This window comes from Kitasatospora sp. NPDC087271, assembly GCF_044744605.1.
Classification (GTDB): domain Bacteria; phylum Actinomycetota; class Actinomycetes; order Streptomycetales; family Streptomycetaceae; genus Kitasatospora.
This window is the reverse complement of the sequence record NZ_JBIUYQ010000002.1, coordinates 608,527-634,090: the sequence shown is the minus strand read 5'-3', so window position 1 is coordinate 634,090 and position 25,564 is coordinate 608,527. Positions and strand designations below refer to the sequence as shown.

At 74.2% G+C, this 25,564-nt stretch carries 20 protein-coding genes; 9 read left to right on the top strand and 11 right to left on the bottom strand.

Going from position 1 to position 25,564, the window contains the following annotated elements:
• Positions 1-69: 69 nt before the first annotated feature.
• The gene (locus tag ACIO9K_RS05930) at positions 70-933 is read right to left on the bottom strand and encodes a helix-turn-helix domain-containing protein (protein ID WP_363626243.1); all 864 of its coding nucleotides are present in this window, start codon (positions 931-933) and stop codon (positions 70-72) included.
• 327 nt (positions 934-1,260) lie between these two features.
• On the opposite strand from ACIO9K_RS05930, the gene ACIO9K_RS05925 reads away from it, so the two are divergent.
• A complete protein-coding gene (locus ACIO9K_RS05925) occupies positions 1,261-1,803 on the top strand; it encodes an NUDIX domain-containing protein (protein WP_363581602.1) in 543 nt (180 codons plus the stop codon).
• A gap of 82 nt (positions 1,804-1,885) precedes the next feature.
• Here the strand turns inward: ACIO9K_RS05925 and ACIO9K_RS05920 are convergent, their stop codons facing one another.
• The 4 genes from ACIO9K_RS05920 to ACIO9K_RS05905 all read right to left on the bottom strand — a co-directional run bounded on the left by ACIO9K_RS05920 (position 1,886) and on the right by ACIO9K_RS05905 (position 7,332).
• Positions 1,886-3,595, bottom strand: a complete 1,710-nt coding sequence (locus ACIO9K_RS05920; RefSeq protein ID WP_400327307.1) for a globin domain-containing protein — start codon at positions 3,593-3,595, stop codon at positions 1,886-1,888.
• 223 nt (positions 3,596-3,818) lie between these two features.
• The gene (locus ACIO9K_RS05915) at positions 3,819-5,189 is read right to left on the bottom strand and encodes a dihydrolipoamide acetyltransferase family protein (RefSeq protein ID WP_400327305.1); all 1,371 of its coding nucleotides are present in this window, start codon (positions 5,187-5,189) and stop codon (positions 3,819-3,821) included.
• Entirely contained in the window at positions 5,189-6,193 is a 1,005-nt protein-coding gene (locus tag ACIO9K_RS05910; protein ID WP_350876812.1) for an alpha-ketoacid dehydrogenase subunit beta, read from the bottom strand. The genes ACIO9K_RS05915 and ACIO9K_RS05910 overlap by 1 nt, the downstream gene beginning before the upstream one ends.
• Positions 6,193-7,332 carry a thiamine pyrophosphate-dependent dehydrogenase E1 component subunit alpha gene (locus ACIO9K_RS05905; RefSeq protein ID WP_400327303.1) on the bottom strand — a complete coding sequence of 380 codons (1,140 nt, stop codon included), beginning with the start codon at positions 7,330-7,332 and terminating at the stop codon, positions 6,193-6,195. The genes ACIO9K_RS05910 and ACIO9K_RS05905 overlap by 1 nt, the downstream gene beginning before the upstream one ends.
• A gap of 164 nt (positions 7,333-7,496) precedes the next feature.
• Here ACIO9K_RS05905 and ACIO9K_RS05900 point away from each other — a divergent pair, with 164 nt between their 5' ends.
• Positions 7,497-7,943 (top strand): Lrp/AsnC family transcriptional regulator, encoded by a 447-nt coding sequence (locus ACIO9K_RS05900; RefSeq protein ID WP_363581606.1) that lies wholly within the window; start codon positions 7,497-7,499, stop codon positions 7,941-7,943.
• A gap of 25 nt (positions 7,944-7,968) precedes the next feature.
• On the opposite strand, the gene ACIO9K_RS05895 is transcribed toward ACIO9K_RS05900, so the two are convergent.
• Positions 7,969-8,553, bottom strand: a complete 585-nt coding sequence (locus ACIO9K_RS05895) for a TetR/AcrR family transcriptional regulator (protein ID WP_063348430.1) — start codon at positions 8,551-8,553, stop codon at positions 7,969-7,971.
• A 148-nt stretch (positions 8,554-8,701) separates the two neighbouring features.
• Between ACIO9K_RS05895 and ACIO9K_RS05890 the strand changes: the two genes are divergently transcribed.
• The 6 genes from ACIO9K_RS05890 to ACIO9K_RS05865 all read left to right on the top strand — a co-directional run bounded on the left by ACIO9K_RS05890 (position 8,702) and on the right by ACIO9K_RS05865 (position 19,080).
• Complete coding sequence (locus ACIO9K_RS05890) at positions 8,702-9,970, top strand: hypothetical protein (RefSeq protein WP_363581610.1); 1,269 nt, start codon at positions 8,702-8,704, stop codon at positions 9,968-9,970.
• Positions 9,971-10,144: 174 nt separating this feature from the next.
• The gene (gene paaN / locus ACIO9K_RS05885) at positions 10,145-11,845 is read left to right on the top strand and encodes a phenylacetic acid degradation protein PaaN (RefSeq protein WP_363626233.1); all 1,701 of its coding nucleotides are present in this window, start codon (positions 10,145-10,147) and stop codon (positions 11,843-11,845) included.
• Positions 11,846-12,001: 156 nt separating this feature from the next.
• Entirely contained in the window at positions 12,002-13,489 is a 1,488-nt protein-coding gene (locus ACIO9K_RS05880; RefSeq protein ID WP_363626231.1) for an FAD-dependent monooxygenase, read from the top strand.
• 458 nt (positions 13,490-13,947) lie between these two features.
• Positions 13,948-16,098, top strand: coding sequence for a protease pro-enzyme activation domain-containing protein (locus ACIO9K_RS05875; protein ID WP_400327299.1), 2,151 nt, complete (start codon positions 13,948-13,950; stop codon positions 16,096-16,098).
• 313 nt (positions 16,099-16,411) lie between these two features.
• A complete protein-coding gene (locus ACIO9K_RS05870) occupies positions 16,412-17,425 on the top strand; it encodes a hypothetical protein (protein ID WP_079135727.1) in 1,014 nt (337 codons plus the stop codon).
• Positions 17,426-17,739: 314 nt separating this feature from the next.
• Positions 17,740-19,080 (top strand): peptidoglycan-binding protein, encoded by a 1,341-nt coding sequence (locus tag ACIO9K_RS05865; RefSeq protein ID WP_400327297.1) that lies wholly within the window; start codon positions 17,740-17,742, stop codon positions 19,078-19,080.
• 43 nt (positions 19,081-19,123) lie between these two features.
• Here the strand turns inward: ACIO9K_RS05865 and ACIO9K_RS05860 are convergent, their stop codons facing one another.
• A complete protein-coding gene (locus tag ACIO9K_RS05860; RefSeq protein ID WP_363588022.1) occupies positions 19,124-19,879 on the bottom strand; it encodes an RNA methyltransferase in 756 nt (251 codons plus the stop codon).
• A gap of 23 nt (positions 19,880-19,902) precedes the next feature.
• On the bottom strand, positions 19,903-20,625 hold the full coding sequence (locus ACIO9K_RS05855) for a TetR/AcrR family transcriptional regulator (protein ID WP_400327295.1): 723 nt from the start codon (positions 20,623-20,625) through the stop codon (positions 19,903-19,905).
• Positions 20,626-20,724: 99 nt separating this feature from the next.
• Between ACIO9K_RS05855 and ACIO9K_RS05850 the strand changes: the two genes are divergently transcribed.
• Positions 20,725-21,393 carry a hypothetical protein gene (locus ACIO9K_RS05850; RefSeq protein WP_400327293.1) on the top strand — a complete coding sequence of 223 codons (669 nt, stop codon included), beginning with the start codon at positions 20,725-20,727 and terminating at the stop codon, positions 21,391-21,393.
• A 69-nt stretch (positions 21,394-21,462) separates the two neighbouring features.
• Here ACIO9K_RS05850 and ACIO9K_RS05845 read toward each other — a convergent pair whose 3' ends face one another.
• Genes ACIO9K_RS05845 through ACIO9K_RS05835 form a run of 3 tightly spaced genes read right to left on the bottom strand, consistent with a single transcriptional unit; the run spans position 21,463 to position 25,551 of the window.
• Entirely contained in the window at positions 21,463-23,583 is a 2,121-nt protein-coding gene (locus ACIO9K_RS05845) for an FUSC family protein (protein WP_400327291.1), read from the bottom strand.
• A 10-nt stretch (positions 23,584-23,593) separates the two neighbouring features.
• Positions 23,594-24,895 carry an HTTM domain-containing protein gene (locus ACIO9K_RS05840; RefSeq protein WP_400327289.1) on the bottom strand — a complete coding sequence of 434 codons (1,302 nt, stop codon included), beginning with the start codon at positions 24,893-24,895 and terminating at the stop codon, positions 23,594-23,596.
• On the bottom strand, positions 24,892-25,551 hold the full coding sequence (locus ACIO9K_RS05835; RefSeq protein ID WP_363619385.1) for a DUF5819 family protein: 660 nt from the start codon (positions 25,549-25,551) through the stop codon (positions 24,892-24,894). The genes ACIO9K_RS05840 and ACIO9K_RS05835 overlap by 4 nt, the downstream gene beginning before the upstream one ends.
• Positions 25,552-25,564 lie beyond the last annotated feature (13 nt).

Genomic DNA, 25,564 nt, shown 5'->3' with positions numbered 1-25,564 from the left:
GGGACGTAGTGGACAAGGTGTGCTTTTTCAAATGGTGAACGAACGGGATCCGTGACGGCGCGAGGAGCGTCAGAGGACGAACGACGGGCCCATCGCGCCCACGCTGCGCCGCAGTTGGCCGGCGACGACGGTCAGCCGGTCGGCCTGTTCGACGGGCAGTGAGAGGGCCATGGTGGCGACCATCGGCCCGACGGTGATGGGGACGGCCGCGCAGACGGTGCCGAGCGCGTACTCCTGACGTTCCAGGACGGGCATGGTCGGTCGCAGGGAGGCGAGCCGGCGCAGGACGGCGGCCTCGCCGGTGACGGTGGAGGGGGTGAGCCCGACCGGCGGGTGGCGGGCGAGGTGGTCACGGCGCTCCTCCTCGGACAGTTGGCCGAGCAGGCACTGGCCGATGGCGTGCGCGTGGCCGGTGGCGCGGAGGTCGGCCCAGGGCTGGACGGCGGGGCGGCCGGGGTCGTCGGCGACGTCCACCACGTGGATCTCGCCGTCCCGGTAGAGCGCGAAGTAGACGGGGGCCCCGAGTTCGTCCCGTAACCGCTGCATCCGCGTGCGCAGGTCGTGCCGGTCGGACTGCCGGTCGTCGGCCCGGCCTATGCCGTTGACCGACTCCCCGTAGAAGAACCGGCCGTCGGAGCGCCGGAGGTAGCCCTCGTGGGTGAGGGTGCGCAGCAGGTGGTAGGCGGTGCCGAGCGGCAGTCCGGCGGCGCGGGCCAGTTGTTTGGCGGTGGCGCCCTGCCGGAATCCCCCGACGGCCTCCAGCAGCCGCAGCGCCCGTTGGACGGAGCCGATCAGGGTGGGGCCGCGACCCTTGCCCGGCGAGGTGGACGGCGAGGTGGACGGCGGCGGGCTGCCGGGCGGCGAGGTGGGCGTCGGCGACCTGGCGACGCGCCCGGTGCGGACCGTCCTGGACGGCTCTGCGATCTGATCCATGGCCACGTCCATCCCCCAGCCCGAGTCAATGCACAGAAAGGGCATCCGGAGCGAAGCCCTCCGATCTGCCCGATAGTGGCTCATTGCAGCACAGGGATGACCTCCCTGCAATCACTCTTACACCGATCACTCGGCAAAATCCTTCGATTCGAAGGCAAGAATCAGAATCGACCGATATTTGGAAGATCAGTTCAAGATTCACCTTCGCTATCCAAGATCTATCCGCAGTTACTCCCCGCCCCCGAACGGACGCACCGGTTCGGGCGGGTTTCGGCCGGACCGTCCCGCGGGAGACTCCCGCACAACGCTCCAGCCCCGGAGGTCGCCATGGGCCCCGACAACCGAACCCCGCCGCCCCGCCCGGTGGTGAAGCGCACCGCGCGGGCGATCCTGCTGGAGCTCGACCCGGACGACCCGTACGGCCCGGCCTCGATCGTGCTGATCCGGCGGGTCCGGCCCGGCGCGCCCCAGCCGTACTGGATCACTCCCGGCGGCGGGGTCGAGCGCGGCGACCGCACCGTGGTCGAGGCGCTGCACCGCGAGGTGGACGAGGAACTCGGCGGCAAGATCGTCGACGTGGTGCCCGCCTTCGTCGACACCATCAGCCACACGCACCATGACGACGGCACCCTGCTCCACCCGCACGGGGTCAAGGTGCAGCACTTCTTCGCCTGCCGGCTCGCCTCGATGGACCTCAGCCGGCGGCACGGCCCCGAGGTGGACGAGCCCAACGGCGAGTACCAGGTGGTCCGGCTGCCGTTCACCCGCGAGGGGGTGACCTCCGTCAACGTCGTCCCGCCCCGGCTGCGGGCGTACCTGGCGGCCAACATCGAGGGCGTCCGCGCGCTGCTCGCCCCGGACCTCGGCTGACCGGCTGACCCGCCGACCCGCTGGCCACTCCCGATCCCGGCTGACTCTCCCGCCGGGGCCACCCGATCACCCCGCCGCCCGATCACCCCGCCGCGAGGTCGCCCACCAGGTCGTGCCGGATCCGCTCGGCCGCCACGCCCGAGCGCAACAGCACCCCGACGCCCCGGCGGACCATCGCGGGCGGCCCGCTGAGGAACGCCTCCCGCCCGGCCCACGGCCCGAACCGGCCCACCACCTCGGGGAGTTCGCCGGTCAGCGCACCCTCGGCCGGCCCGGTGCCGGAGAGCACCGGCCGCACCGTGAGCCACGGCAGCCGCCGAGCCAACTCGTCCAGCCCGTCCAGCTCGTACAGGTCGCCGGCGCGGCGGGCCCCGTAGAACACGTCGACGGCGCCGACCGGCGTGCCGCGCTCGGCCACCTCCTCGACCAGCGCGCGGATCGGCGCGATGCCGGTACCGCCGCCGAGGCAGAGCAGGTCCGCGCCGGCGACGTGGTCGGCGGTCATCGTGCCGGCCGCCGGGCCCAGCCGCAGGACGTCCCCGGGAGCGGCCCGATGGACGAGCGCGTTGCTCACCCAGCCCGCCTGGACGGCCTTCACGTGGAAGGTCAGCAGCCCGTCCGGCCGGGGGGCCGAGGCGAACGAGAAGTGCCGCCAGACCCGCGGCCACCAGGGCGTCTCCAGACTGGTGTACTGCCCGGCCCGGTACGGGTACGCCTGGTCCGGCCGGACGGTGATCACCGCGACGTCCCGGGTGCGGCGCTCGTGCCGGACCACCTCGCCCTGCCACCAGGGCGGCGAGGTGCGGGCGGCGTCCTCGGCGGCCTCGATCATGATCGAGGAGACCAGCCGGTAGACCCGGCGCCAGGCCAGCTCGGTCTCGGCGTCCCACCGGCTGCCCGCGTACCTGGCCAGCGCCTGCACCAGGCACTCGCCGACCGGGCCGTAGTGGCCGGTCAGCGTGCCGTACCGGCGGTGGCCGCGACCGAGCGCGCCGAGGTGGACGCGCAGGCCGGCCGGGTCGTCGGCGGCGCGGGCGGCGGCCAGCAGCGCGCGGAACAGGCGGTCCCGCTGGACGTCCATGGCGGCCGGGAAGAGCGCCCGGACCTCGGGGTGGTGCAGGAAGATCAGCGCGTAGAAGTGCGCGGTGGCGCGGTCGGCGACCGGCTCGACGACCGCCAGGCTGGCCCGGATCAGCTCGACGTCCCGTACGGTGAGCGGCTGTTCGACGGGGGAGGCGCTGCGGTCGGGGGCACTGCGGTCGGGGGCGCTGCGGTCGGAGGCGGGCAGCGGAACGGCCAACGGGGCCGACAGTTGGGCCGGGCGGCCCTCGGCGGGCTCCTGCGCGGCCCAAGCCCTGGTCCAACTGTCGCCGGGGCCCGCCCAGTTGAGGCCGGGAGCGTCGGTGAACAGCGGCCGGAACGCGGGGGCGGCAGGCGGCACGGCGGGCGGCTCGGCCGGCGGCTCCGGGTAGTTGGGCGCGGGGACGGCCGGCGGGCGCACCGGCCGCACCGGCGGGGCCGGCAGCGCCGGGAGGACGGCTGTCGGCGCCTCGGCCGGGATCTGCGGCGGGAGGTCCGGCGGGTCCAGCGGCATCGGCGGCCGTTCGGGCCCCGCCCCGGCCGCCCTCGCGGCTGCCATCCCGGCCGCCATCCCGGCCGCCGTCACCTCCGCCGTCACGTGCGCCATCGTGTCCGCCACCGCGTCCGCCGGGAGCTCCGGCAGGCCCGGAACGGAGGCGGCGCCCGCCGAGCCGTGCCCGGTGCGGACCAGAAGTGTTCTGCGGGACTTCACCGCAACGTTTCGAGTACCCAAGAGAATCGTTTCGCCTCCGGCCGCCCTGCGCCACCACCTGGCTTGTCTCTGCTGACGCCTAGGCAGCGTGGCACGCCCGAACTGCTCATCCGACAAATCACGCGAAGCCCGGACACCCGGGCCCGGGACGCGCTACTCTCCCTCGATTCGCGCCCCGTCGCCCTGGGTGCGGAGTGCGCCACCCAGGGCGACCGAGTCGTGCTCAGAGCTGCCGCAGCAGCGTCCCCGGCCGCTCCACGCAGTCCGCGACGAACCGCAGGAAACCGCCCGCCGTCCCGCCGTCGCAGACCCGGTGGTCGAAGGTGAACGACAGCTGCACGACCTCGCGCACCGCCAACTCCCCCTCGTGCACCCAGGGTTTGGCGACGATCCGGCCGACCCCGAGCATCGCCGCCTCGGGGTGGTTCAGGATCGGGGTGGAGCCGTCCACGCCGAACACCCCGTAGTTGTTCAACGTGAAGGTGCCGCCGGTCAGTTCGGCCGGGGTGAGCGAGCCGTCGCGCGCCGCCTCGGTCAACCGGCCCAGCTCCTGGCCGAGTTGCTCGGTAGTGCGGGCGTGGGCGTCCCGCACCACCGGGACGACCAGGCCTCGCTCGCCCTGCGCGGCGAAGCCCAGGTGCACCGCCGCGTGTCGGATGATGCCAGAACCGTCCTCCGTCATACTGGAGTTGAGCTCCGGGAAACGGGCCAGCGCGACCGTGCAGATCCGGGCGAGCAGCGCCAGCACGCTCACCTTCGGGCCGGGGGCGGCATTCAACTGCCGCCGCAGCATCATCAGTTCGGTGGCATCGGTGTCCACCCAGCAGGTCACTGCGGGGATCTCCCGGTGGCTGCGGCTGAGCTTCTCGGCCACCGCCTTGCGCAGCCCGCGCAGCGGGACGACGCCCTCCCGCGCCACCGGCGCCGGAGCCGTCGGTGCCGGAGCCGTCGGTGCCACCGTCTTCGCCGCGACCGCCCGTTCGACGTCCGCGCGCATGATCAGCCCGTCGGGGCCGCTGCCGGAGAGCGCGGCCAGATCGACCCCCTGTTCCCGGGCCAGCCGCCGCACCAGCGGCGAGATCACCGGCACCACGCCCGGAACGGTCCGCACCACCAGCGCGGGAGCCGGAACAACAACCGGAACAACAACCGGAACGTCAGCGGGAACAGGAGCCGGATCAACAGCAGCAACAGCAGCAGGACCAGCAGCCGCACCCCCCACCCGGCGCCGCCGCCCGCCCTTCTCCGGCTCGGCGACCCCGTACCCGACCAGCGGCCGCTCCACCTCCGCCGCCGCCTCGACCAGCATCCCGGCCGCCGTCTCGGCCAGCAGCGAAGCCCCTTCCGCCGGAGCCACCGCGACCGTCACCAGCGGCGCGCCCACGGCGATCTCCTCGCCCTCCTCGCCGTACCGGGCGGTGACCACCCCGCCGTACGGGCAGGGCACCTCCACCACGGCCTTGGCGGTCTCCACCTCCACCACCGGCTGGTCGACCGCGATCACCTCGCCGACCTCGACCAGCCACCGCACCACCTCGGCCCCCGTGAGTCCCTCACCGAGGTCGGGCAGCCGGAACTCGCGCACGACGGGCATCATCCTCGGTCCTCCCACTGCAACCGGGCGACCGCGTCCAGGATCCGGTCCACCCCGGGCAGGTGGTGGTGCTCCAGCATCGGCGGCGGGTACGGGATGTCGAAGCCGGTCACCCGCAGCACGGGCGCGGCCAGGTGGTGGAAGCAGCGCTCGGTGACCCGGGCCGCGATCTCCGCGCCGGTGCCGCCGAAGCCGCTCGCCTCGTGCACCACCACGGCCCGGCCGAGCGAGCGCACCACCCGGCAGACCGTCTCGTCGTCGAACGGCACCAGGGTGCGCAGGTCCAGCACCGCGAGGTCCCAGCCCTCGGCCTTCGCCGTCTCGGCCGCCTCCAGGCAGACCGGCAGCGAGGGCCCGTAGGTGATCAGCACGGCGGAGGTGCCGGGCCGCCGCAGCACGGCCCGGCCGATCGGCTCGACCGGCGCGGCCGGGTCGAACCCGTCCTTGCCCCAGTAGAGCCGCTTGGGCTCCAGGAAGACCACCGGGTCGTCGGAGGCGATCGAGGCCCGCAACAGCCCGTACGCGTCGGCGACCGTCGCCGGGGTGACCACGTGCAGGCCGGGGGTGGCCGCGTAGTACGCCTCGGAGGCGTCGCTGTGGTGCTCGACCCCGCCGATGCCACCGCCGTACGGGATGCGGACGGTGATCGGCAGCGGGAGCCGGCCGGCCGTGCGGTTGCGCATCTTGGCGACGTGCGAGAACAGCTGCTCCAGCGCCGGGTAGGCGAAGGCGTCGAACTGCATCTCGACGACCGGGCGCAGCCCGTACATCGCCATGCCGATCGCGGTGCCGAGGATGCCGGCCTCGGCCAGCGGGGTGTCCAGGCAGCGGTCGGGGCCGAACTCGGCGGTCAGCCCGTCGGTGATCCGGAAGACGCCGCCGAGCGCGCCGACGTCCTCGCCGAGCACGTGCACCGCGGGGTCCTCGCGCAGGGCGTCGCGCAGCGCCGCGTTGAGCGCCTGCGCCATGCTCGCCGTACGGGTCGGTGTGGCCGTCTGGTTCATCAGTGCTGCACCTCGGCCTCGGCGGCCAGCTCGGCGGACAACTGGGCGGCCTGTTCCCGCAGTTGCGGGGTCGGCTCGGCGAAGACATGGGTGAACAGGGCCATCGGGTCCAGCTCGAGGTCGGCGTGGAACTCGGCCCGCATCCGGGCCGCCAGCGCCTCCGCCTCGTCGGCCGCCGACTGCACCAGCGCGTCGTCCAGGACGCCGAGTTCGCGCAGCGAGCGGTCCATCAGCAGGATCGGGTCGTACTCCCGCCAGGCGGCCACCTCCGGGTCGGTGCGGTAACGGGTGGCGTCGTCGGCGTTGGTGTGCGCCTCGACCCGGTAGGTGAGCGCCTCGACCAGGGTCGGGCCGCCGCCGGTCCTGGCCCGCTCGACCGCCTCGGTCAGGACGCCGTGCACGGCGGGCGCGTCGTTGCCGTCCACCAGCCGGCCCGGCATGCCGTAGCCGACGGCCTTGTGGGCGAGGGTGGGCGCGGCGGACTGCGCGCTGAGCGGGACGGATATCGCGTAGCCGTTGTTCTGCACCAGGAAGACCACCGGCGCCTGGAGCACCGCGGCGAAGTTCAGCGCCTCGTGGAAGTCGCCCTCGCTGGTGCCGCCGTCGCCGAGCATGGCCAGCGCGACCACCGGCTCGCCGGCCAGCCGGGCGGCGTGCGCCAGCCCGACGGCGTGCGGGGCCTGGGTGGCGAGCGGGGTGCAGAGCGGGGCGGTGCGGGTGGCGCGCGGGTCGTAGCCGGTGTGGGCGGTGCCGCGCAGCAGGGTCAGCGCCTCCAGCGGGTCGACGCCCCGGGAGACCACCGCGAGGGTGTCGCGGTAGCTGGGGAACAGCCAGTCGGCCTCGCCGAGCACCAGCGCGGCGGCGACCTGGCAGGCCTCCTGGCCGGTGGACGCCGGGTAGACGGCCAGCCGGCCCTGCTTGGTCAGGGTGGTGGCCTGCTGGTTGAAGCGGCGGCCGACCACCAGGCGGCGGTACAGCTCGCGCAGCAGTGCGGGGTCGTACTTCTCCAGCGCGGGGGTGCCGAGCACCCGGACCGGTGAGGCGTCCGGGAGCAGGGGGGCCGGGTCGGTCCGCGGGGCGGTGGCCCCGGGGGTCCAGCCGGGCACCGCCGTGTGGTGTCTGTGGTCGAGAACGGTCATCTCGGGGCACCTCCTGGGGTGGCGGGGGCTCCCTACCGATTGTTCGGTCGTCTGTTCATCTTGACCAGAAGCGTGACAAGGTGGTGGACATTCGGCCTGAGCGGCGGTCGACTGGTGGCAGTGCGTCCAATCGGCGAGGGTGGGGGGTCATGTCGGCTGAACAGATGTCCAGACTCGACCGGGTCGACCGTTCGATCCTGCGGCTGCTGCAGCAGGACGGCCGCGCCTCGATCCGCTCGGTGGCCGAGCGGGTGCACGTGTCCCGGGCGAACGCCTACGCCCGGATATCCAGGATGGTCGAGGACGGCATCATTCGCGGCTTCACCGCCCGCGTCGACCACGAACGGGCAGGTCAGGGCGCGTCCGCGTACATCACCCTGAAGATCGTCCAGAACTCCTGGCGCACGGTCCGGGAGCAGCTGCTGGAGCTCCCCGGGGTCGCCCACATCGCCCTGGTCGGCGGAGACTTCGACGTCCTGCTGCTGGTGCACACCGCGGACAACCACGCGCTGCGGGAGCTGGTGCTGGGCAGCATCCAGTCCATCCCCCAGGTGCTCGGCACCCGGACCATGCTGATCTTCGAGGAGACCGACCAGGTCCCCCCGGACTGACCACCCGGCCACCGGCCGGCGGCGGCTACCGCGCGCGCAGCCCGTCGAAGGCCAGGTGGACGACCGCGTCCGCGACGCCGTCGGTGCCCTTGAGGCCCGGCCGGTACCACTCCACGATCGAGTTGATCATCCCGAACAGCAGCCGGGTGGCCAGCCGCGGCTCGACGTCCGCGCGCAGCGCACCGTCCGCGACCGCCGCCCGCAGCAGCTCGGCGACCTGGTGGTCGAACTCCCGGCGCCGCTCCAGCGCCCACTGCTCGGTCACCGTGTTCCCGCGCACCCGCAGCAGCAGCGTCACGTACGGCAGTTCCGCGAGCAGCACCTCGGCGGTGCGGCGCACCACGTGCTCCAGCCGCTCCACCGCCGGGCCCCGCACCGCCGCCGGCTCGGCCAGGATCGCGAACAGCCCGTCCAGCGCCCGCCCGACGGCCAGCCGCAGCAGCTCCTCCTTGCCGCGGACGTGGTGGTAGATGGACGACTTGGAGATCCCGGCCGCCCGGGACAGGTCCTCCATCGAGGTGCCGTCGTAGCCGCGCTCGTTGAACACGTCGACGGTCACCGCGAGCAGTGACTCCACGGTGTAGGCGGTACGCGTGCTGTGATCGGCCATCCTCCGAGTATCCCCGGCCGCCCCGCGCCGTACGCGATCGGGTCCGGTCGGGTCCGCGGCAGCGCACTGGTCCACACCAGGCCCCGATGCGCAGGCCCTAGACTCGGCGGACGATCGTCCACGTCCAGCAGGGTGGGGTCCAGTCCGAATGAACGCAATACCGGCCGTCGCCTCCGACGTGCCCGAGCAGCGCAGCGATGATCCGGAGGGCGTGCCCGGCGGCGGCTGGCGGGAAGGCGCCCGCGCCCTGGTGGTCCGGTTCGGGCCGGCGGTGTGGTGCTACGCGGTGCTGAAACTGATCGGCTTCACCGTCTTCATGAAGCTGCTCTCCTTCTCCGGCGACTACCTCAAGAAGCCGGCCCGGTTCGGCGGCGGCGCCAACCCCTGGGACGTGCTGGCCACCTGGGACGGCTGGTGGTACCAGCAGGTGGCCCAGTTCGGCTACCACCCGGCGCTGGTCACGATCCCCAACGGCCCGGTCGGCTTCTCCGTCGAGCAGAACTCCGCCGCGTTCTTCCCGCTCTACCCGGGCCTGATGCGGATGACCTCGGACGTCACCGGCCTCGGCCTGTACGGCGCCGGGATGCTGGTGTCGGTGGTGGCCTCGCTGTTCGCCGCCGCCGGGATCTACGCCGTGGTGGACCGGATGGCCGGCCCCAGGGCGGGCGTGATCGCGGCCGGGATCTGGGCGATCGCCCCGGGCTCGGGCGCCGAGTGGGCGGTCTACTCGGACTCCACCTTCGTCGCACTGGCCGCCTGGGCCTGCTACTGCGTGATGACCAAGCAGTGGGTCGCCGCCGGGGTGATCACCCTGGTCACCGGGCTCAACCGGCCGACCGCCGCGGCGCTGATAGGCGCGGTCGGCCTGGCCGCGCTGGTGGAGCTGTACCGGCGCGAGAGCGGCGTCCTGCGCCCGCTGACCGCGATGCTGCTGGCCCCGGTCGGCCTGCTCGGCTACGTGGCCTGGGTGGGCTGGCGGATGGGCGAGTGGGGCGGCTACTTCCGGCTCCAGCACGACGCCTGGCTGCACTACTTCGACTGGGGCCAGGGCACCTGGCACGCGATCCGCGGCGTGCTGCTCGGCCGCAACGACTACCCGTTCGCGTTCCCGGTGCCGGACCTCTTCGCCACCCTGATCGTGCTCACCCTGCCGGTGCTGATCGTGCTGCTGATCCGGCTGCGCCCGCCGCTGGTGCTGACCGCCTACACGCTGGCCACGATCGTCTCGGTGCTGGGGAGCCTCGGCATCTTCGGCAACGTCTCGCGCTACCTGCTGCCGGCGTTCCCGCTGCTGATCGCGCTCGCGGTGGCGATGCGCAAGCTCAGCTGGCCGGTGCTGGCCGCGGTGCTGGGTTTCGGCGCGGTCGCCTCCGGCTGGTACGCGGGGTACGTCATCTTCGAGCTGGGCGTGCCGTAGACCCTGCCCCGCACCGGCCCCCCGGGGGCGCGTCCGCCACGGACGCGCCCCCGCGCGCTTTCCGGCCACCGCCCCGCGCGTCCTCCCGGATTCCGCCCCCCGCACCCTCGTGAGCCGACCGATCGTTCGGTTACCCTGTGACGTGTCCCGTCCTCCCTCCTGAGGAGCGCACAGATGTCCGCAGCGGTCACCCACCCCCTCGTCGGCGAACTGGTCGAGCGCCACCAGGCCACCCTGGACGCCGCCCTCGACGCCGCCGCCAAGCGCGACTACTGGTCGCCCTACCCCGAGTTCCCGAAGGCGTACGGCGAGAGCGGCCCGGCGGACGGCAAGGCCGCCTTCGACGCCCTGCTCGGCCAGCCGTTCACCCTCGACGGCCACCCCGCCGACGGCGACCTGGTCGGCGGCGAGGCCTCCCCGTACGGCATCGAGCTGGGCATCGGCTACCCGCACGCCGAGCCGGACGCGCTGATCGCCGCGCTGAGCGCCGCCCGGCCCGGCTGGGCCGCCGCCACCCCGCTGGAGCGCGCCGCCGTCTGCCTGGAGATCCTGCACCGGATCAACGCCCGCTCCCACGAGTTCGGCCAGGCCGTCATGCACACCACCGGCCAGGCCTACGGCATGGCCTTCCAGGCCGGCGGCCCGCACGCCCAGGACCGCGGCCTGGAGGCGGTCACCTACGCCTACGCCGAGCAGACCCGGCTGCCCCGCCGGGCCGGCTGGACCAAGCCCCAGGGCAAGCGCGAACCGCTGGTGATGACCAAGGAGTTCACCGTCGTCCCGCGCGGCCTCGCGCTGCTGGTCGGCTGCAACACCTTCCCCACCTGGAACGGCTACCCCGGCCTGTTCGCCTCGCTGGCCACCGGCAACCCGGTGCTGGTCAAGCCGCACCCGCGCGCCGTGCTGCCGCTCGCGCTGACCGTCCGGACCGCCCGCGAGGTGCTCGCCGAGGCCGGCTACGACCCCAACCTGGTCTGCCTGGCCGTCGAGCACGAGGGCGGCACCGTCGCCCAGACCCTCGCCGTCCGCCCCGAGATCCGGCTGATCGACTACACCGGCTCCACCGCCTTCGGCGACTGGCTGGAGGAGCACGCCAAGCAGGCCGAGGTGTACACCGAGAAGGCCGGCGTCAACGCGGTCGTCATCGACTCCACCGACGACTACAAGGGCATGCTCGGCAACCTGGCCTTCGCCCTCTCGCTCTACAGCGGCCAGATGTGCACCACCCCGCAGAACCTGCTGATCCCGCGCGGCGGCATCGCCACCGACCAGGGCGACAAATCCTACGACCAGGTCGTCGCCGACCTCGCCGCCGCCATCGACGGCCTGCTCTCCGACGACGCCCGCGCCGCCGCCATCCTCGGCGCCGTGGTCAACCCGGGCGTGCTGCAGCGCTCGGCCGCCGCGGCCGGCGGCGAGTACGGCGAGCTCGCCCTCGCCCCGCGCGCGGTGACCTCGCCGGACTTCCCCGGCGCGACCGTCCGCACCCCCGCGCTGGTCAAGCTGGACGCCGACAAGCCGGACGACCGCGCGGTCTTCCGCACCGAGTGCTTCGGCCCGGTCTCCTTCGCCGTCGCCGTCGAGTCCACCCCCGCCGCCGTCGAGCTGCTGCGCACCACGGTCCGCGACAAGGGCGCCATGACGGCCTCCGGCTACACCACCTCGCCCGAGGTGGAGGGCCTGCTGGTGGCGGCCGCGCTCGACGCCGGCGTCTCGCTCTCGCTCAACCTGACCGGCGGCGTCTACCCTAACCAGACCGCCGCCTTCTCCGACCTGCACGGCACCGGCGCCAACCCGGCCGCCAACTCGGCCTACTGCGACGGCGCGTTCGTCGCCAACCGGTTCCGCACCGTGGAGGTCCGCCGGCACGGCTGAGCGCCGTCCCGGCCCCGTCCGATCCGCTCCGGGCCCCGGCGGTCACCCACCGCCGGGGCCCGGCGGTTCACAGCTCCCCGCGGGCCCGGGATGATGGAGTCTGGGAGAACGCCGGACACGGCGTCCAACCGCCCTCCGAACACCGGGAGCTGACACATGACCGCGAAGCCGACGACCGCCACCGACATCCTGATCGTCGGTGCCGGACCGACCGGACTGCTACTGGCCGGCGACCTCGCCGCGGCCGGGGTCGGCGTCACCGTCTTGGAGAAGCGCGGCGCCGAGTCCAACCTGACCCGGGCCTTCGCCGTGCACGCCCGCACTCTGGAGCTCCTGGACGCCCGCGGCCTCGCCGACGACCTCATCGCCACCGGCCGCCCGGTCACCGGCCTGAGGATGTTCGACCGCTTCGGCATCGACCTGAGCTCGCTGCCCACCCGCTTCCCGTTCGTCCTGATCACGCCGCAGTACCACGTCGAACGGCTGCTCCAGGACCGCGCCGAGCAGGCCGGCGCGACCATCCTGCGCGGTGCCGAGGTCACCGCCCTGCGCCAGGACGCCGAGGGCGTCACCCTGGAGACCCGCGACGGGAACGCCTTCACCGCCCGGTACGCGGTCGGCACCGACGGCGTCCGCTCCACCGTGCGCGACCTGCTCGGCATCCCGTTCCCCGGCGAGTCCGTGGTCGACTCCGTGATGCTCGCCGACGTCCGGCTGGAGCGCGAGCCCGCCGACACCATCACCGTCGGCGCCAACGAGACCGGCTTCTCCTTCCTCGCCCCCTTCGGCGACGGCTGGTACCGGCTGATCGCCTGGGACCGCAAGGAGCGGCAGCCCGACGGCACCACCCCCTCGCCGGAGCGCCTCGCCGCCATCGCCCGGACCACCCTCGGCGAGGACTACGGCCTGCACGACGTCCGCTGGAGCTCCACCTTCCACAGCGACGAGCGTCAGGCCCCCAACTACCGCTCCGGCCGGGTCTTCCTGGCCGGCGACGCCGCGCACTGCCACTCCCCGGCCGGCGGCCAGGGCATGAACACCGGCCTCCAGGACGCCGCCAACCTGTCCTGGAAGCTCGCCGCCGCCCTCCGGGGCCACGCCACCGACGCCCTGCTCGACACCTACCAGGGCGAACGGCACCCGGTCGGCCGGACGGTGCTGCGCACCTCCGGCGCGCTGATCCGGCTCGCCCTCGCCGAGTCCGCCCCCACCCGCGCCCTGCGCGGGGCGCTCACCACGCTCGGCGGCCACCTCGACCCGGTCACCGAGCGCGGCGCCCGGATGGTCTCCGGCATCGACATCTCCTACCCGGCCCCGAAGGACGCCCACCCGCAGGTCGGCAAGCGCGTCCCGGACCTGCGGCTGACGGCGCTGCGCAAGCCCGTCGAGGGCGCCCCGGCCGCCCCCGAGCGGCTCTACGAGGCGCTGCGCGAGGGGAAGTTCGTCCTGGTCAGCAACGACGAACTGGCCGCCGCCGAACCCTGGGCGGACCGCATGGTCACCGCCGCCCCGGCCGACCCGCACGGCAAGCTGCGCGACACCGTCCTGCTGATCCGCCCGGACGGCTACGCCGCCTGGGGCGCCGTCGACCCCGGCCAGGGCGAGCTCCGCACCGCCCTGACCGCCTGGCTCGGCACCCCCTGACCCCCGCCGGCGGGTGCGCGGCCTCCCCGCGCACCCGCCAGGCCCACCGTCGGACCCGCCAGGCCCTCCCGGCCCGCCCTCAGCCCCTTCCGGTCCACCGTCGGGGCAGCCGTCAGAGCAGCCGCCGGGCCGTGCCGTTCACATAGTTCCGCGCCGCCCGCGCCCGATTCCCGCGCGTCGCCGTTCGGCCCACGCCGGTCATGCTTCCCGCGCGGCTCCACCCGGTTCCACGTCCGTCCCTTCCGCCCCCCACCGGTAGGGGCCGGTTCCGGAATCCGGGCTATTCACTGTATGGAATCCCCGCATTCCGGGTGTCCACAGTTGACTGTTTTTTAGCAACGAATTGCTTGACCATGAGCCACTTTGCGCACTGGTTCTGTCATGTTCTAGCCAGCGTTTTCGACTCCGGAACGCTCTGGCCCCTTGCCGGCCCCCACAGCCGGCCAGAGGAGGATCCGTTGCGCCCCCGCTCCCTTGCCCTCGCCGCGGCGATAGCCGTGCTGCCGCTGACCGCCGTCTCGCTCGGTGTCTCCACCGCGCAGGCCGCCCCCGCTCCCCGTGTCGCGCTCCCGAACACCGTCAACCCGGCGGTGGCCCACTCGGAGAAGAAGGGCGACGTCCCGGCCGAGCAGCAGATCTCGGTGGCCGTCAGCCTGAAGCTGCGTGACACCGCCGCCCTCGACCGCTTCCTCGCCGCGGTCGCCACCCCCGGCACCCCCGAGTTCGGCAAGTACCTGACGCCGGAGCAGTTCACCGCCCGGTTCGGGCCGACCCAGGCCGCCGTCGACCAGGTCAAGACCTACCTGGCCGCCCAGGGCCTGACCGTCACCGAGGTGAGCGCCAACCGCCAGGTGGTCAGCGCCCACGGCACCAACGCGCAGATCTCGCAGGCCTTCGGCACCCACGAGAGCTCCTACGTCGACCCGCAGCTGCAGCGCGCCTTCTTCGCCAACGACGCCGCCGCCTCCGTCCCGGCCGACCTGGCCGACGTGGTCCAGGGCGTGAGCGGCCTGGACAACCACGCGGTCCGCAAGAACCGCCTGGCCAAGCCGAACTCGGTCACCCCGCACACGGCCTCCTCGACCCCGAGCGGCTTCGGCCCGTCGCAGTACGACGGCGCCTACAACCTGAACAAGACCGGCGCCGACGGCACCGGCACGACGGTCGCCCTCTGGGAGTTCGACGGCTACTCGTCCTCCAACCTGACCACCTACGACTCGCAGTACGGCCTGTCCGGCCCGGCCGTCTCCACGGTCTCGGTGGACGGCGCCAACTACGACTCCGCCCCCGGCGGGGGCCAGGGCGAGGTCGAGCTGGACAGCGAGATCGTCCGCGGCGCGGCGCCGAAGGCGACCCAGCTGGTCTACGAGGCGCCCAACAGCGACCAGGGCGAGATCGACATGGCCAACAAGATCGTGGCCGACAACCAGGTCTCGGTCATCTCGATCTCGTGGGGCTCCTGCGAGCCGGACACCACCGCCGCCTCGATGACGGCCGTGGACAACGCCTTCAAGCAGGCCGCCGCCCAGGGCATCTCGATCTTCTCCGCCTCCGGTGACGACGGCTCCCGCGACTGCACCCGCTCCACCAGCGGCTCGTCGGTCAAGGCGGTCGACTTCCCGGCGTCCAGCCCGCACCAGACCGGCGTCGGCGGCACCAACCTCCAGGTGTCCGGCACCTCGTACTCCTCGGAGAGCGCCTGGAGCAGCGCCGGCGGCGGCGTCTCCACCGTGTTCGGCAAGCCGACCTGGCAGACCGGCACCGGCACCGGCAGCGGCACCATGCGCACCGTCCCGGACGTCTCCTCCAACGCCGACCCGGCGAGCGGCTTCGCGATCTACACGGCCGGCTCCTGGCAGGTCTACGGCGGCACCAGCGCGGCGGCGCCGCTGTGGGCCGGCTACGCGGCCCAGTTCAACCAGAAGGCCAAGGCGGCCGGCCAGCCGGTCCTGGGCGAGGCGAACCCGAAGCTGTACGCGGTCGCGAACAGCAGCAACTACTCCGGCGCCTTCCACGACGTGACCAGCGGCTCCAACCAGGACTTCCCGGCCGGTACGGGCTACGACCAGGTCACCGGCTGGGGCACCCCGATCGCCGACGGCCTGACCACCGCCCTGCTCGGCGGCGGCTCCACCACCCCGCCCACCGGCGGCTGCACCGCGGCCCAGCTGGTCGGCAACGGCGGCTTCGAGACCGGCACCGCCGCCCCGTGGACCACCTCCAGCGGCGTGGTCGACAACAGCTCCTCGCAGGCGGCCCACTCGGGCAGCTGGAAGGCCTGGCTGGACGGCTACGGCAGCGCCCACACCGACACCCTGTCGCAGACCGTCTCGGTGCCGGCCGGCTGCAAGTCCGCCAGCCTCACCTTCTGGCTGCACATCGACACCGCGGAGACCGGCTCCACCGCGTACGACAAGCTGACCGTCCAGGCCAACGGCACCACGCTGGCGACGTACTCCAACGTCAACGCCGCCGCCGGCTACGTGAAGCGCACCCTGGACCTCTCCTCCTTCGCCGGCAAGAGCGTGACCGTCAAGTTCACCGGCACCGAGGACGGCTCCAACCAGACCAGCTTCGTGATCGACGACATCGCGCTGAACGTCAACTGACCACCAGCGGGTAGCACCACCTGACCCCCGCCGGGGCGGCGCCGACAGGGCCCGCCCCGGCGGTGTGCGTCCGCCCGGTCGCGGCGGGCGGCGAGGGCGGGCGGCGAGGGCGGGCGGCGAGGGCGTGTGTTTCCGAACTGTTTCAAGATCATCAACCCTTCGGTTCACGTGCCGTGACCCCTGTCATACGCACGACTGATGACGTAGCCTCTCGACCGTGCATAGGGTTCCCCAAAGCTCGGTGAAGCCGTCGGCGGCGAGCCTCGGCGCCGGCCAGGCCCCTCCGAACTCACCTGGCGGGGAGGGTCACCGCATGGCCGCACAGCAGCCTCAGGACTCCGCGCGACTCCGGCTGGTCGGACTGCGCCCGGAGCGCCCCGGCCCGTCCGTACCCGCACCGCCTCCGGCACCCGCGCACGCCGGGCGGGCCACCGCCCCCGGCGGCTTCGCGGACACCCTGCACCTGGCCATCGAGGCCAGTGGCCTCAGCCTGGACCGGATCAGAGCCGCCCTCACCCAACGTGGCGTCAGAGTCAGCGTCACGACGCTGAGTTACTGGCGGCGCGGACGCAGCCAGCCCGAACGGGCCAGCTCGCTGAGAGCCGTCCACCTGCTGGAGGAACTGCTCGGACTGCCGCACAGCGCGCTCACCTCGCTGCTCGGCCCGCCCCGCCCGCGCGGCCGCTGGGCCGCCGTCGCGAACACCTGCCACCTCGGCCTGGAGGACGTCTGGCCGGGCGAACGGCAGATCGCGGACATCTTCGCCGAGCTGGACGCCCCGCCGCAGGGCGAACTGGAGCGGCTGAGCATCCACGACTCGTACTACGTGGACGCCGAGCGGCGCGGCAACCTGCTGCGGATGCGCCAGGTGGTGCGCGCCACCGTCGGCGGCGTGGGCCGCTGCCTGGTCGTGCACAAGGCCGACGAGGAGGCGACGGGCTGCCCGGAGATCACCTCGGTGCGGCACGGCCGGCTGGGCCGGGTCCGGCGCCGTCCGGAGGCCGGCCTGACCGTCGGCGAGCTGATGCTGGACCGCCCGCTGGCGCTCGGCGACAGCACGGTCTTCGAGTACGAGGTGGAGATCCCGCCGGGCGGCCCGACGCTGGAGTACAGCCGCCGCTTCGCCACCCCGGTGCGCGAGTACGTGCTCCAGGTGCACTTCGACCCGGCGGCCGTCCCGGCGCACTGCGAGCGCTACGACCGCGAGCCGGGCGCGGACGTCGACCACCGCCGCGAGCAGCTCTGGATCGGCGCCTCCGCGAGTGCCCACGTGCTCGCCCCGGACCAGCAGCCCGGGCACATCGGCATCCGCTGGGAGTGGCAGTAGCCGTCCCCGGCGTCCAGTCTTCCCCGACATCCGGCCGCCCCGGCGTCCAACCGCCCCCGCCGTCCTCGAACCGGCCCACGCACCCCCGCCACACCTGACCGCCCGCCAGGCTCCGCGCCGGCACTACCGTCTCCTCCCCGCCCCCGCCACGCCCGGGCCGCCGAACGGTTGTCACCCGTCCGGCGCAACCCGCCGTGCCACCTTCCGCCCGCTTTGGGACTTTGGTCCCGATAACACGCGGGGCCGGCCCGGGAAGGCCAGTCCTGTCACGCCGTCAGGCGTCGACCAGGAAGACCGCAGGAAAGAGGCGGAGCATGACCCGTACCGACCACCTGTCCCCGCTGCTGGAATTCGACGAGGTCGAACCGGACGAGGACTGCATATGCGGGGGCTGCAACGCCCGCCGCCGCGCCCGGCGGCACGCCGCACCGGTGCACGAGGGCGGGCACGCCGCGGCCCGCAGCATCCGCCGCCGGGCCGCCGTGCTGATGGCCGCCGTCGGCACCGCGGTGGGCGGCGGGACGGCCGCCGCCGGGCACGCCACCGCGGCCCCCACCCCCGGCCCCACCCCGGGCGGCAACAGCACCGCCCAGCCCCCGCAGACCCCGCAGGGCGAGGTCAGCGGCCTCTACGGCCAAGCACCCGGCGCCCGCGCCTTCGCCGCCCCGCGCGCCGCCGCCCAGCCGCCCACCCGGGCGCAGATCATCCAGCGCGCCCAGGGCTGGGTCGACCAGCAGGTGCCGTACGGCATGGGCAGCTACTGGTCGGACGGCTACCGCCAGGACTGCTCCGGCTTCGTCTCGATGGCCTGGGGCCTCGGCAGCAGCCAGACCACCTGGACCCTGCCGAACTTCGCCGAGCGGATCGGCAAGGCCGACCTCCAGCCCGGCGACGTGCTGATCTACAACAACCCGGCCAGCCCGCAGTCCGGGTCGCACGTGACGATCTTCGGCGGCTGGACGGACTCCTCCCTCACCCGCTACCTCGCCTACGAGCAGACCTCCCCCGGCACCAAGAAGCGCGACACCCCGTACGCCTACTGGAACAACTCCGGCGCCTACGTCCCGTACCGCTACACCGGCCTGTCCGGCGGCAGCAACGACGGCACCCCGGCCACCGCCTTCCCGGGCGCGGACAAGTTCGGCCCCGGCGCGAACAACGCGTACGTCACCGAGCTCGGCCGGCTGCTGGTGCAGCGCGGCGGCGCCCGGTTCTACTCCGAGGGCCCCGACCCGCACTGGGGCGAGGCCGACCGGCGGGCCACCCAGGCCTTCCAGGAGGCCCAGGGCTGGCGCGGCGCCGAGGCCGACGGCATCCCCGGCAAGGACACCTGGGACTACCTGGTCAACGGCAAGGGCCGCGCCATCGGCGCCGGCACCACCCCGCTACCGCCGCCGGTCCGGCCCGGCACCGGGGCGCCCGCCTTCCCCGGCCGGCAGTACTTCGGACCGGGTCAGAACAACGACCAGGTCCGCCTGCTGGGCGAGCAGCTGGTGCGCAAGGGCTTCGGCGGCTCGTACGGCGTCGGCCCCGGCCCGCGCTGGAGCGAGAGCGACCGGCGGGCCGTCCAGGCCTTCCAGCAGGCCCAGGGCTGGCGCGGCGCCGAGGCCGACGGCTACCCCGGCCCGGACACCTGGCGCCGGCTCTTCGCCTGACGCACGCCGACGGCGTGGTGCCCGCCCCGGCGGGCGCCACGCCTCACCCCTGAGGCTTCGACGACATCCAGTGGAAGAGGCCCATCGCCACGCTGGTGGCCAGGTTGAAGCTGGACACCCCCGGCTGCATCGGCACCGAGACCAGGTGGTCCGCCCGCGCCTTGAGCTCCGCCGAGACGCCGTGCCGCTCGGTGCCGAAGGCGAGCAGCGCGTCGTCCGGGAACGGCAGCGTCCGGATGTCCGCGCCCTCCGGGTCCAGCACGTACAGCGGCCCGGCGGGCAGCTCCGGCAGGGCCAGCCGCTCCACCGCGGTGGCGAAGTGCAGGCCCGCGCTGCCGCGCAGCACGGTCGGGTGCCAGGGGTCCAGATCGCCGGTGGTCACCACACCGGTGGCGCCGAAGCCGGCCGCCAGCCGGATCACCGCCCCGACGTTGCCCAGGTTGCGCGGGTTCTCCAGCAGCACCACCGGGGCCGGGCGCGGGCGCCGGGCCAGGGCCGCCAGGTTCGCCCCGACGGACGGCCGCGCGGCCAGGGCGACCACCCCGGTCGGGTGCAGCCGGGGTGCCAGCGTCCGCAGCCGTTCCTCGGGCAGCTCCACCGCCAGCGCGTCCAGCGCCGGCGCGACGTCCGGCGCCAGTTCCCCGGCCAGGGCCAGCAGCGCCGCCCGGTCGGCGGTCAGCACCCGCCGGACGTCCCCGCCGAAGCGCAGCGCGTGCTTCAGCGGGTGGAACCCGTCCAGCAGGACGGCCCCCGGCTCCCGCTCCGCCGCCCGCCACGCCCGCAGCACCTCGTCGTCCATGGCGTTCATGGCGTTCATGGCGTTCACTCTGCCACCTCGTCCGAGGCCGTCTGATCCGAGGCCACCTGATCCAGGACCGTCTGATCCAGGACCACCCCGCCTGGGGCAGCCCCGCCCGGGCCGGGCTCGCCGGGGCGGCCCGCGGCGGCGATCACCTCGTCGAAGCCGAGCGGCCGGCCGGTCGGGCCGTCCGGATCGGCGGCGAGCCCCGCGAGCGCGAGGTCGAGGTGCCGGTGGACCAGCGAGCCGTCCGCGTCGAGCGCGGCCAGCGCGCCCGGCAGCGGGCGGGACACCCGGACGCAGAGCAGCACCAGGTCGCCCATCCCCACGTCGGCCCGCAGCCGCCCGGCGTCCTGGGCGGCGCGCAGCAGCGCCTCGACGGCGGTGACGGCTTCGCGGCGGACGGCGACCAGGTCCTCGTCCACCACCAGCCGCTCCAGCAGCACCACGATCGCCGCGCCCATCCGCAGGTCGGCGGCGGCGTGCACGAAGCGGCGCAGCGCCCGGTACGGGTCGGTCTCGTCGCGGCGGGCCCGTTCGGCGGCCTCGGCGAGCCGGGCCAGCAGGTCGGTGACCAGGGCGCGGACCAGGGCCTCCCGGTCGGGGAAGCGCCGGTAGAGGGTGGCCGGGCCGACGCCGGCCCGCCGGACCACGGCGTCCAGCGGGGCGTCCGGGCCCCGTTCCAGGAACACCTCGCAGGCGGCGTCCAGGATCCTGCGCCGGCTGCGTTCCGCGTCGGCCCTCATCGGCAACTCCCTAACCGGAGAAATTCTCTCCCCCTATGCTAGCGTCCAGTGAAGCGGAGAAAATCTCTCCGCATCGTTGAGGAGCCGAGGAGTGACGCCGTGAACACCACCGCGCTCACCGTCCACACCGACATCGACGGCACCAGCCACCCGCGCGAGGCCGTCCTCGCCTGGGAGCTCGACCGCGCCCGCGCCGCCCTGCGCCTGCTCAAGCAGCGCCTCGGCGACGACCGGACGCGCGAACTGCTCACCCCCGACACCACCGCCGCCGACACCGCCCTGGCCGCCTGGGCCCACGCCTCCGGTGGCCGGTGGAGCACCGCCGTCACCGAGCTCACCGCCGCCGGCATCGACGCCGACCGCTTCCTCACCTGGTGGCAGGGCCGCCTGCACGCCCCCGACCGGGACGCCCTGCTCGCCGCCAACCCCGAGCACTACCTGGCCGACTCCACCGGCGAACGGGTCGAGATCATCGAGACCCTCGGCACCGGCCCGGCCCGCTTCTTCCTGCGCTTCCACGACGACGTCCCGATCGCCGGGCCCGGCCACCAGGCCTTCCCGGTCCGCATCGGCGGCACCGGCACCCTCGCCGACGGCACCGAGGTGCTGCGGGTGATGCACGAGTTCGCCGACACCCCGGACGGCCTGCGGATCCGCCTCACCGTCCAGTTCCCCGAGGCCGCCCCCGCCCTCCTCGGCACCGGCCACCAGTGGCACTTCGCCTGCGAGTTCGCCAACTGGCTGGAGGCCGCCGCCCGCGCCGCCTGACGCCCCGACGCCGTTCGGCCCCGACGTTCTCCCCCCGACGTTCGCCCTTCCAGGAGGGGCGAACGTCGCCTACTGCGGCCCCCGCACGTCCTCCCGCCCCCGCAGCGCCCGCTCCAGGTCCTTCAGCGCCTGCCCCAGCAGCCGCGTCCCCGCCCGCACCACGTCCCGCTGCACCCCCGCCGGCGCCTGCGCCAGCCGTTCCTCCAGCCGCGCCTGCGCCTCCCGCACGGCGCCGAACTCCACCGGCTGCCCGGTGAGCAGCGCCGCCCCCGCGAGCGCGGTGGCCAGCCGCAGCTCCTCCGCGTACTCCGCCGTCCCCGGCACCGGGTCGGCGTCGGCGGCCGGCAGGTGCGCCTCCAGCAGGACGGCGACCCGTCCGAGGTGCCCGACGGCCGCCCGGGCCCGGTCGACCTGGCGCCGGGACACCCCGGGCAGCCCGGAGGCGTGCCGGCCCGGTTCGGCGTCGGCGCGCTGCATGGCCTGGAGCAGTTCCGAGCGGGCCTCCCGGGAGTCCAGCAGCGCGGTCCGCACCGCCCGCCCGCGCGGCGCGGCCGGGTCCTCGTAGCAGGCGATCACCGCGGCCGCGTACCGCCCGGCGGCGGCGAGCCACTCGGCCAGCCGCTCCCCGAGCCGGGCGGTCTGCCAGGTCGGGAAGAGCGCGTACGTCACCAGCGCCACCGACCCGCCGAGCAGGGTGAGCCCGACCCGTTCGAAGGCCGTCGTGAGCGGGTTCCCGGCCTGGAGCCCGAGCAGGAACACCACGTACGTCGAGATCCCGACCGTCGTCAGCGCGTACCCGGTCCGGAACGCGAGGTACGACCCGCCGATGCACAGCACGGCCAGCGCGGCCAGCACCCACTCCCCGGGGTGGGTGAGCTGCACCACCAGCGTCGAGACGGCGACCCCGACGACCGTCCCGGCCAGCCGGGCGACACCCCGGCTGTAGGTCTGGGCGAAGTCCGGCCGCATCACCATCGCGGCGGTCATCGGCGCCCAGTAGCCGTGGTGGAACCCGACCAGCCGGGCCAGCAGGTAGGCCACGGTGACCACCCCGGCGAGCCGGACGGCGTGCTGGAAGATCGCCGAGCGCGGCCGCAGCTGCCGGCGCACCGTCCGCAGCGCGACCGGCAGCATCCGGAGGATCGACGGCTTGTGCAGCGCCCCGCCCGCGCCGATCACGGGCGTGGTGATGGTGTCCGCGTCGCCCCGCTCCAGCGTGTCCGCGGCCTTGCGCAGCAGCCCGCCCAGCCGGCGGGCCGACCGCCGGGCCGCCCCCTGCAACCGCGGCCCCTCGTCCGGCGGGACCAGGGTGAGCGTGGGCGCCGAGCGGGGCAGCCGGACGGGGTCGCCGGTGCGGACGGCCCGGGCCAGGGCGTCCATGACCTCGGCGGCGGCCGCCAGCACCTCACGGGCCCGGTCGCGTTCGGGCCCCTCCTCCGGGGCGCCCACCTTGGGATCGGCGAGCGCGGCCAGGGTGGGCCGGATGCGCTCGGCGAGGCCGCGCAGGCCGCGCAGTTCGGCCGGCCGGTGGCGGTCCTGCCAGGGCGTCAGGGCGGCGGCGTGCCGGGCCGTCATGAACGGCGCCGGGTCGACGTGCGCGGTCGGATCCTGCCTCAACCTGCGCGCGTAGTCGGCGAGTTCCGCGTAGGTGTCGGCGAGGGCGTCCCGCTGGGCACTCCAGCTCCCGATCGGCCAAAGGGTGATGACGACGGCTTGGACGACCCCGCCGAGGGCGGCGACCAGCCCGTGTCCGAGCGCGGCGGTCGCGCTGACCGGCAGTTGGACGACGATCAGCATCACCGAGACGGTGTTGGTCGCGACCACCCCGGCGGTCGGCCCGATCGCCCAGGCGAGCCCGGCTCCGAAGGCCCACACCGCGAGCAGCACCGGGAACAACCCGGGGACCCCGGCCGCCAGGTAGCCGAGGAAGGTGCTGATCCCGAGCCCGGCCCCGGCCGCGACGGCGAGACTGGCCCGGGGCCGGAAGCTGCGCTGGAAGGTGGCCGTGCCGGCGATGAAGGCGCCCATCGCGGCCGAGGTGGCGAGCGCGACCCCGCCGAGCGCGAGGGTGGGGAAGAGCACCAAGGCCACCGCGACGGCCCCGCGCAGGGCCCGCTTGGGGTCGGTGAGCGCCCGGTCGAGGGTGAGTCCGGTCCGCGCGGTGTCACGAAGGGCGGCGAACCAGGACATACGGGTCAGCCTAGGGCACGCCCTCCGTGACCGGCGCTCGTGACCGCCGGATCCGCCGCAGCCGCGCCGCCACCCAGAGCAGCGCGCCGGTCGGCAGGAACACCGCGTCCGCCGCGATCATCGCGAGCGAGAACACCGGCAGCCCGAGCAGCAGCGCGATCCCCAGGTGCTCGGCCAGCAGCACCGCCAGCAGCACGTTCTTGACCCGCCGGTTGAGCAGCGTGAACGGGAACGCGACCTGCACGACCACCGTGCCGTACGAGATCAGGAAGACCGGCAGCAGCGCCGAGCCGACCAGCCCGGACAACCACGGCCAGGGCGTGAAGTAGTCCAGGTGCAGCGGGTAGTACAGCGCGGTGCCGTCCTGCCAGCGCGAGCCCTGCACCTTGTACCAGCCGGCCGTCGCGTAGATCAGCACCACCTCGACGGCGATCACCAGCATCGCGCAGTTGTGCACCATGTTCGCCAGCGCGTCGAGCACCGCGCGCGGTTCGCCGTCCGGCCGCAGCCGCCCCAGCGTCCACCAGAGCCCGGCCACCGCCCAGAGCCCCCAGAACAACGGCGCCCAGCCCGCGTACGGGAAGGTCCGGACCGTCCAGGTGAGGCTCTCACCGGAGAAGCCGCCGACCTGGCAGGCCGCCAGGACGGCGCCGAGCAGCACCCAGAGCACCACCCCGGCCCGCCCCGGCCGGGACCGCCGGGCGTCCAGCGACCACACCTCGGCGCAGCGGGTGAAGACCAGGTAGACCGCCATCAGGTGGACGACGTTGTCGCCGCCGTCGCCGAGGAAGACGTTGCGGTTCTGCAGCGACAGCACGGTGACCAGGAACAGCACCGCGCTGGCCCTGGTCCGCCAGCCCAGCACCACCGCGACGGCGGCCAGCACCGCCAGGTGGTAGACCAGCTCGAACCAGGGCCGCCCGCCGAACCACGGCAGCACCGTGAACGCCCCGTTGTCGGTCAGCAGCCGCTCGGCCAGGTCCATCGACCAGGGCGACCGGTCCCCGTACAGCACCCGCCGGTTGGGCCACTCGCGCAGCAGGTAGGCGAGCCAGACCAGCCCGAAGCCGATCCGCACCACGGCGGCCTGGTGGCGGCCCAGCGCACGCCCGGTGAAGGCCGCCATCGCCCGGGCGGCCAGGTCGGCCGGGCCGGGCCCGCGCGGCGCCGGGTCGGGCCGGGGCCCGGGGGCCGAGCCGGCGGCGGGCGGTTGCCCGGCCTGGCGCGGGATGCCCTCCGACCACCGCGGCTCGGCCGCCGGCGAGAGCTCGGACGCCACGTCGGACGACACCTCCGGCGACACCTCGCTCACCCGAGCTCCCGGTAGTCCTCGTCGTCCACCGGCCACCAGGGCAGCTCCCGCACCTTCGGCGCCGGTGGCGCGGCCTCGCCGCTCCAGGACGGCGGTGGGACGGTCACCGCGGTGGCCCGGAACTCGACCTCCAGGATCCGCTCGCCGTCCACCTCCCGGCCGATCCGTTGCAGGGCGATCCGCTTGAGGTACTGCTCGGCGAGCCTGCCGCGGGTGTTGGTCAGCGCCTCGTCCTGCGGGTTGTGCGAGCCGTCGTAGAAGTCCCAGGCCCGGCGCAGCACGTTCTGGTCGACGTGACTGGGGGCGGGGTTGTGCCGGATCGCGGCGACGTCCTGCGCGGTCAGCCCGGTCCAGTCGCGGGTGCGGGTGGTGCCGTCGGCGGCGGCGGTGCGCACCCGGGCGTCCAGGCTGACGTTCTGCTGCAGCGGATTCGGCGCGAACAGCCGCCAGTTCTGCTCGAACTCCGGGTACACCAGGCCGTCGACCTCGTCCCGGTACTGCCGGGACAGCGAGTTGGCCGGCGCGACGTGCAGGAACACCGCCGCGAGGAAGAGCCCGGTGCCGACCACCAGCACCGCCGCGGTCAGGCCGAGCACGAGCTGCGCGGGCGTCGACCAGACCCGTCCGGCGGCCGGGCGGTCCGTCGTCTCCGTCATGGCCTCCCCGGCC

Coding starts and splice junctions, on each gene's coding strand:
- ACIO9K_RS05860 (WP_363588022.1), bottom strand. CDS start 19,879: ATGGACGACGAGGTGCTGCGGGCGTGGCGGGCGGCGGAGCGGGAGCCG.
- ACIO9K_RS05900 (WP_363581606.1), top strand. CDS start 7,497: ATGTCCAGACTCGACCGGGTCGACCGTTCGATCCTGCGGCTGCTGCAG.
- ACIO9K_RS05925 (WP_363581602.1), top strand. CDS start 1,261: ATGGGCCCCGACAACCGAACCCCGCCGCCCCGCCCGGTGGTGAAGCGC.
- ACIO9K_RS05915 (WP_400327305.1), bottom strand. CDS start 5,189: ATGCCCGTCGTGCGCGAGTTCCGGCTGCCCGACCTCGGTGAGGGACTC.
- ACIO9K_RS05890 (WP_363581610.1), top strand. CDS start 8,702: ATGAACGCAATACCGGCCGTCGCCTCCGACGTGCCCGAGCAGCGCAGC.
- ACIO9K_RS05910 (WP_350876812.1), bottom strand. CDS start 6,193: ATGAACCAGACGGCCACACCGACCCGTACGGCGAGCATGGCGCAGGCG.
- ACIO9K_RS05895 (WP_063348430.1), bottom strand. CDS start 8,553: ATGGCCGATCACAGCACGCGTACCGCCTACACCGTGGAGTCACTGCTC.
- ACIO9K_RS05905 (WP_400327303.1), bottom strand. CDS start 7,332: ATGACCGTTCTCGACCACAGACACCACACGGCGGTGCCCGGCTGGACC.
- ACIO9K_RS05835 (WP_363619385.1), bottom strand. CDS start 25,551: ATGACGGAGACGACGGACCGCCCGGCCGCCGGACGGGTCTGGTCGACG.
- ACIO9K_RS05930 (WP_363626243.1), bottom strand. CDS start 933: ATGGATCAGATCGCAGAGCCGTCCAGGACGGTCCGCACCGGGCGCGTC.
- ACIO9K_RS05865 (WP_400327297.1), top strand. CDS start 17,740: ATGACCCGTACCGACCACCTGTCCCCGCTGCTGGAATTCGACGAGGTC.
- ACIO9K_RS05855 (WP_400327295.1), bottom strand. CDS start 20,625: ATGAGGGCCGACGCGGAACGCAGCCGGCGCAGGATCCTGGACGCCGCC.
- ACIO9K_RS05880 (WP_363626231.1), top strand. CDS start 12,002: ATGACCGCGAAGCCGACGACCGCCACCGACATCCTGATCGTCGGTGCC.
- paaN (WP_363626233.1), top strand. CDS start 10,145: ATGTCCGCAGCGGTCACCCACCCCCTCGTCGGCGAACTGGTCGAGCGC.
- ACIO9K_RS05870 (WP_079135727.1), top strand. CDS start 16,412: ATGGCCGCACAGCAGCCTCAGGACTCCGCGCGACTCCGGCTGGTCGGA.
- ACIO9K_RS05845 (WP_400327291.1), bottom strand. CDS start 23,583: ATGTCCTGGTTCGCCGCCCTTCGTGACACCGCGCGGACCGGACTCACC.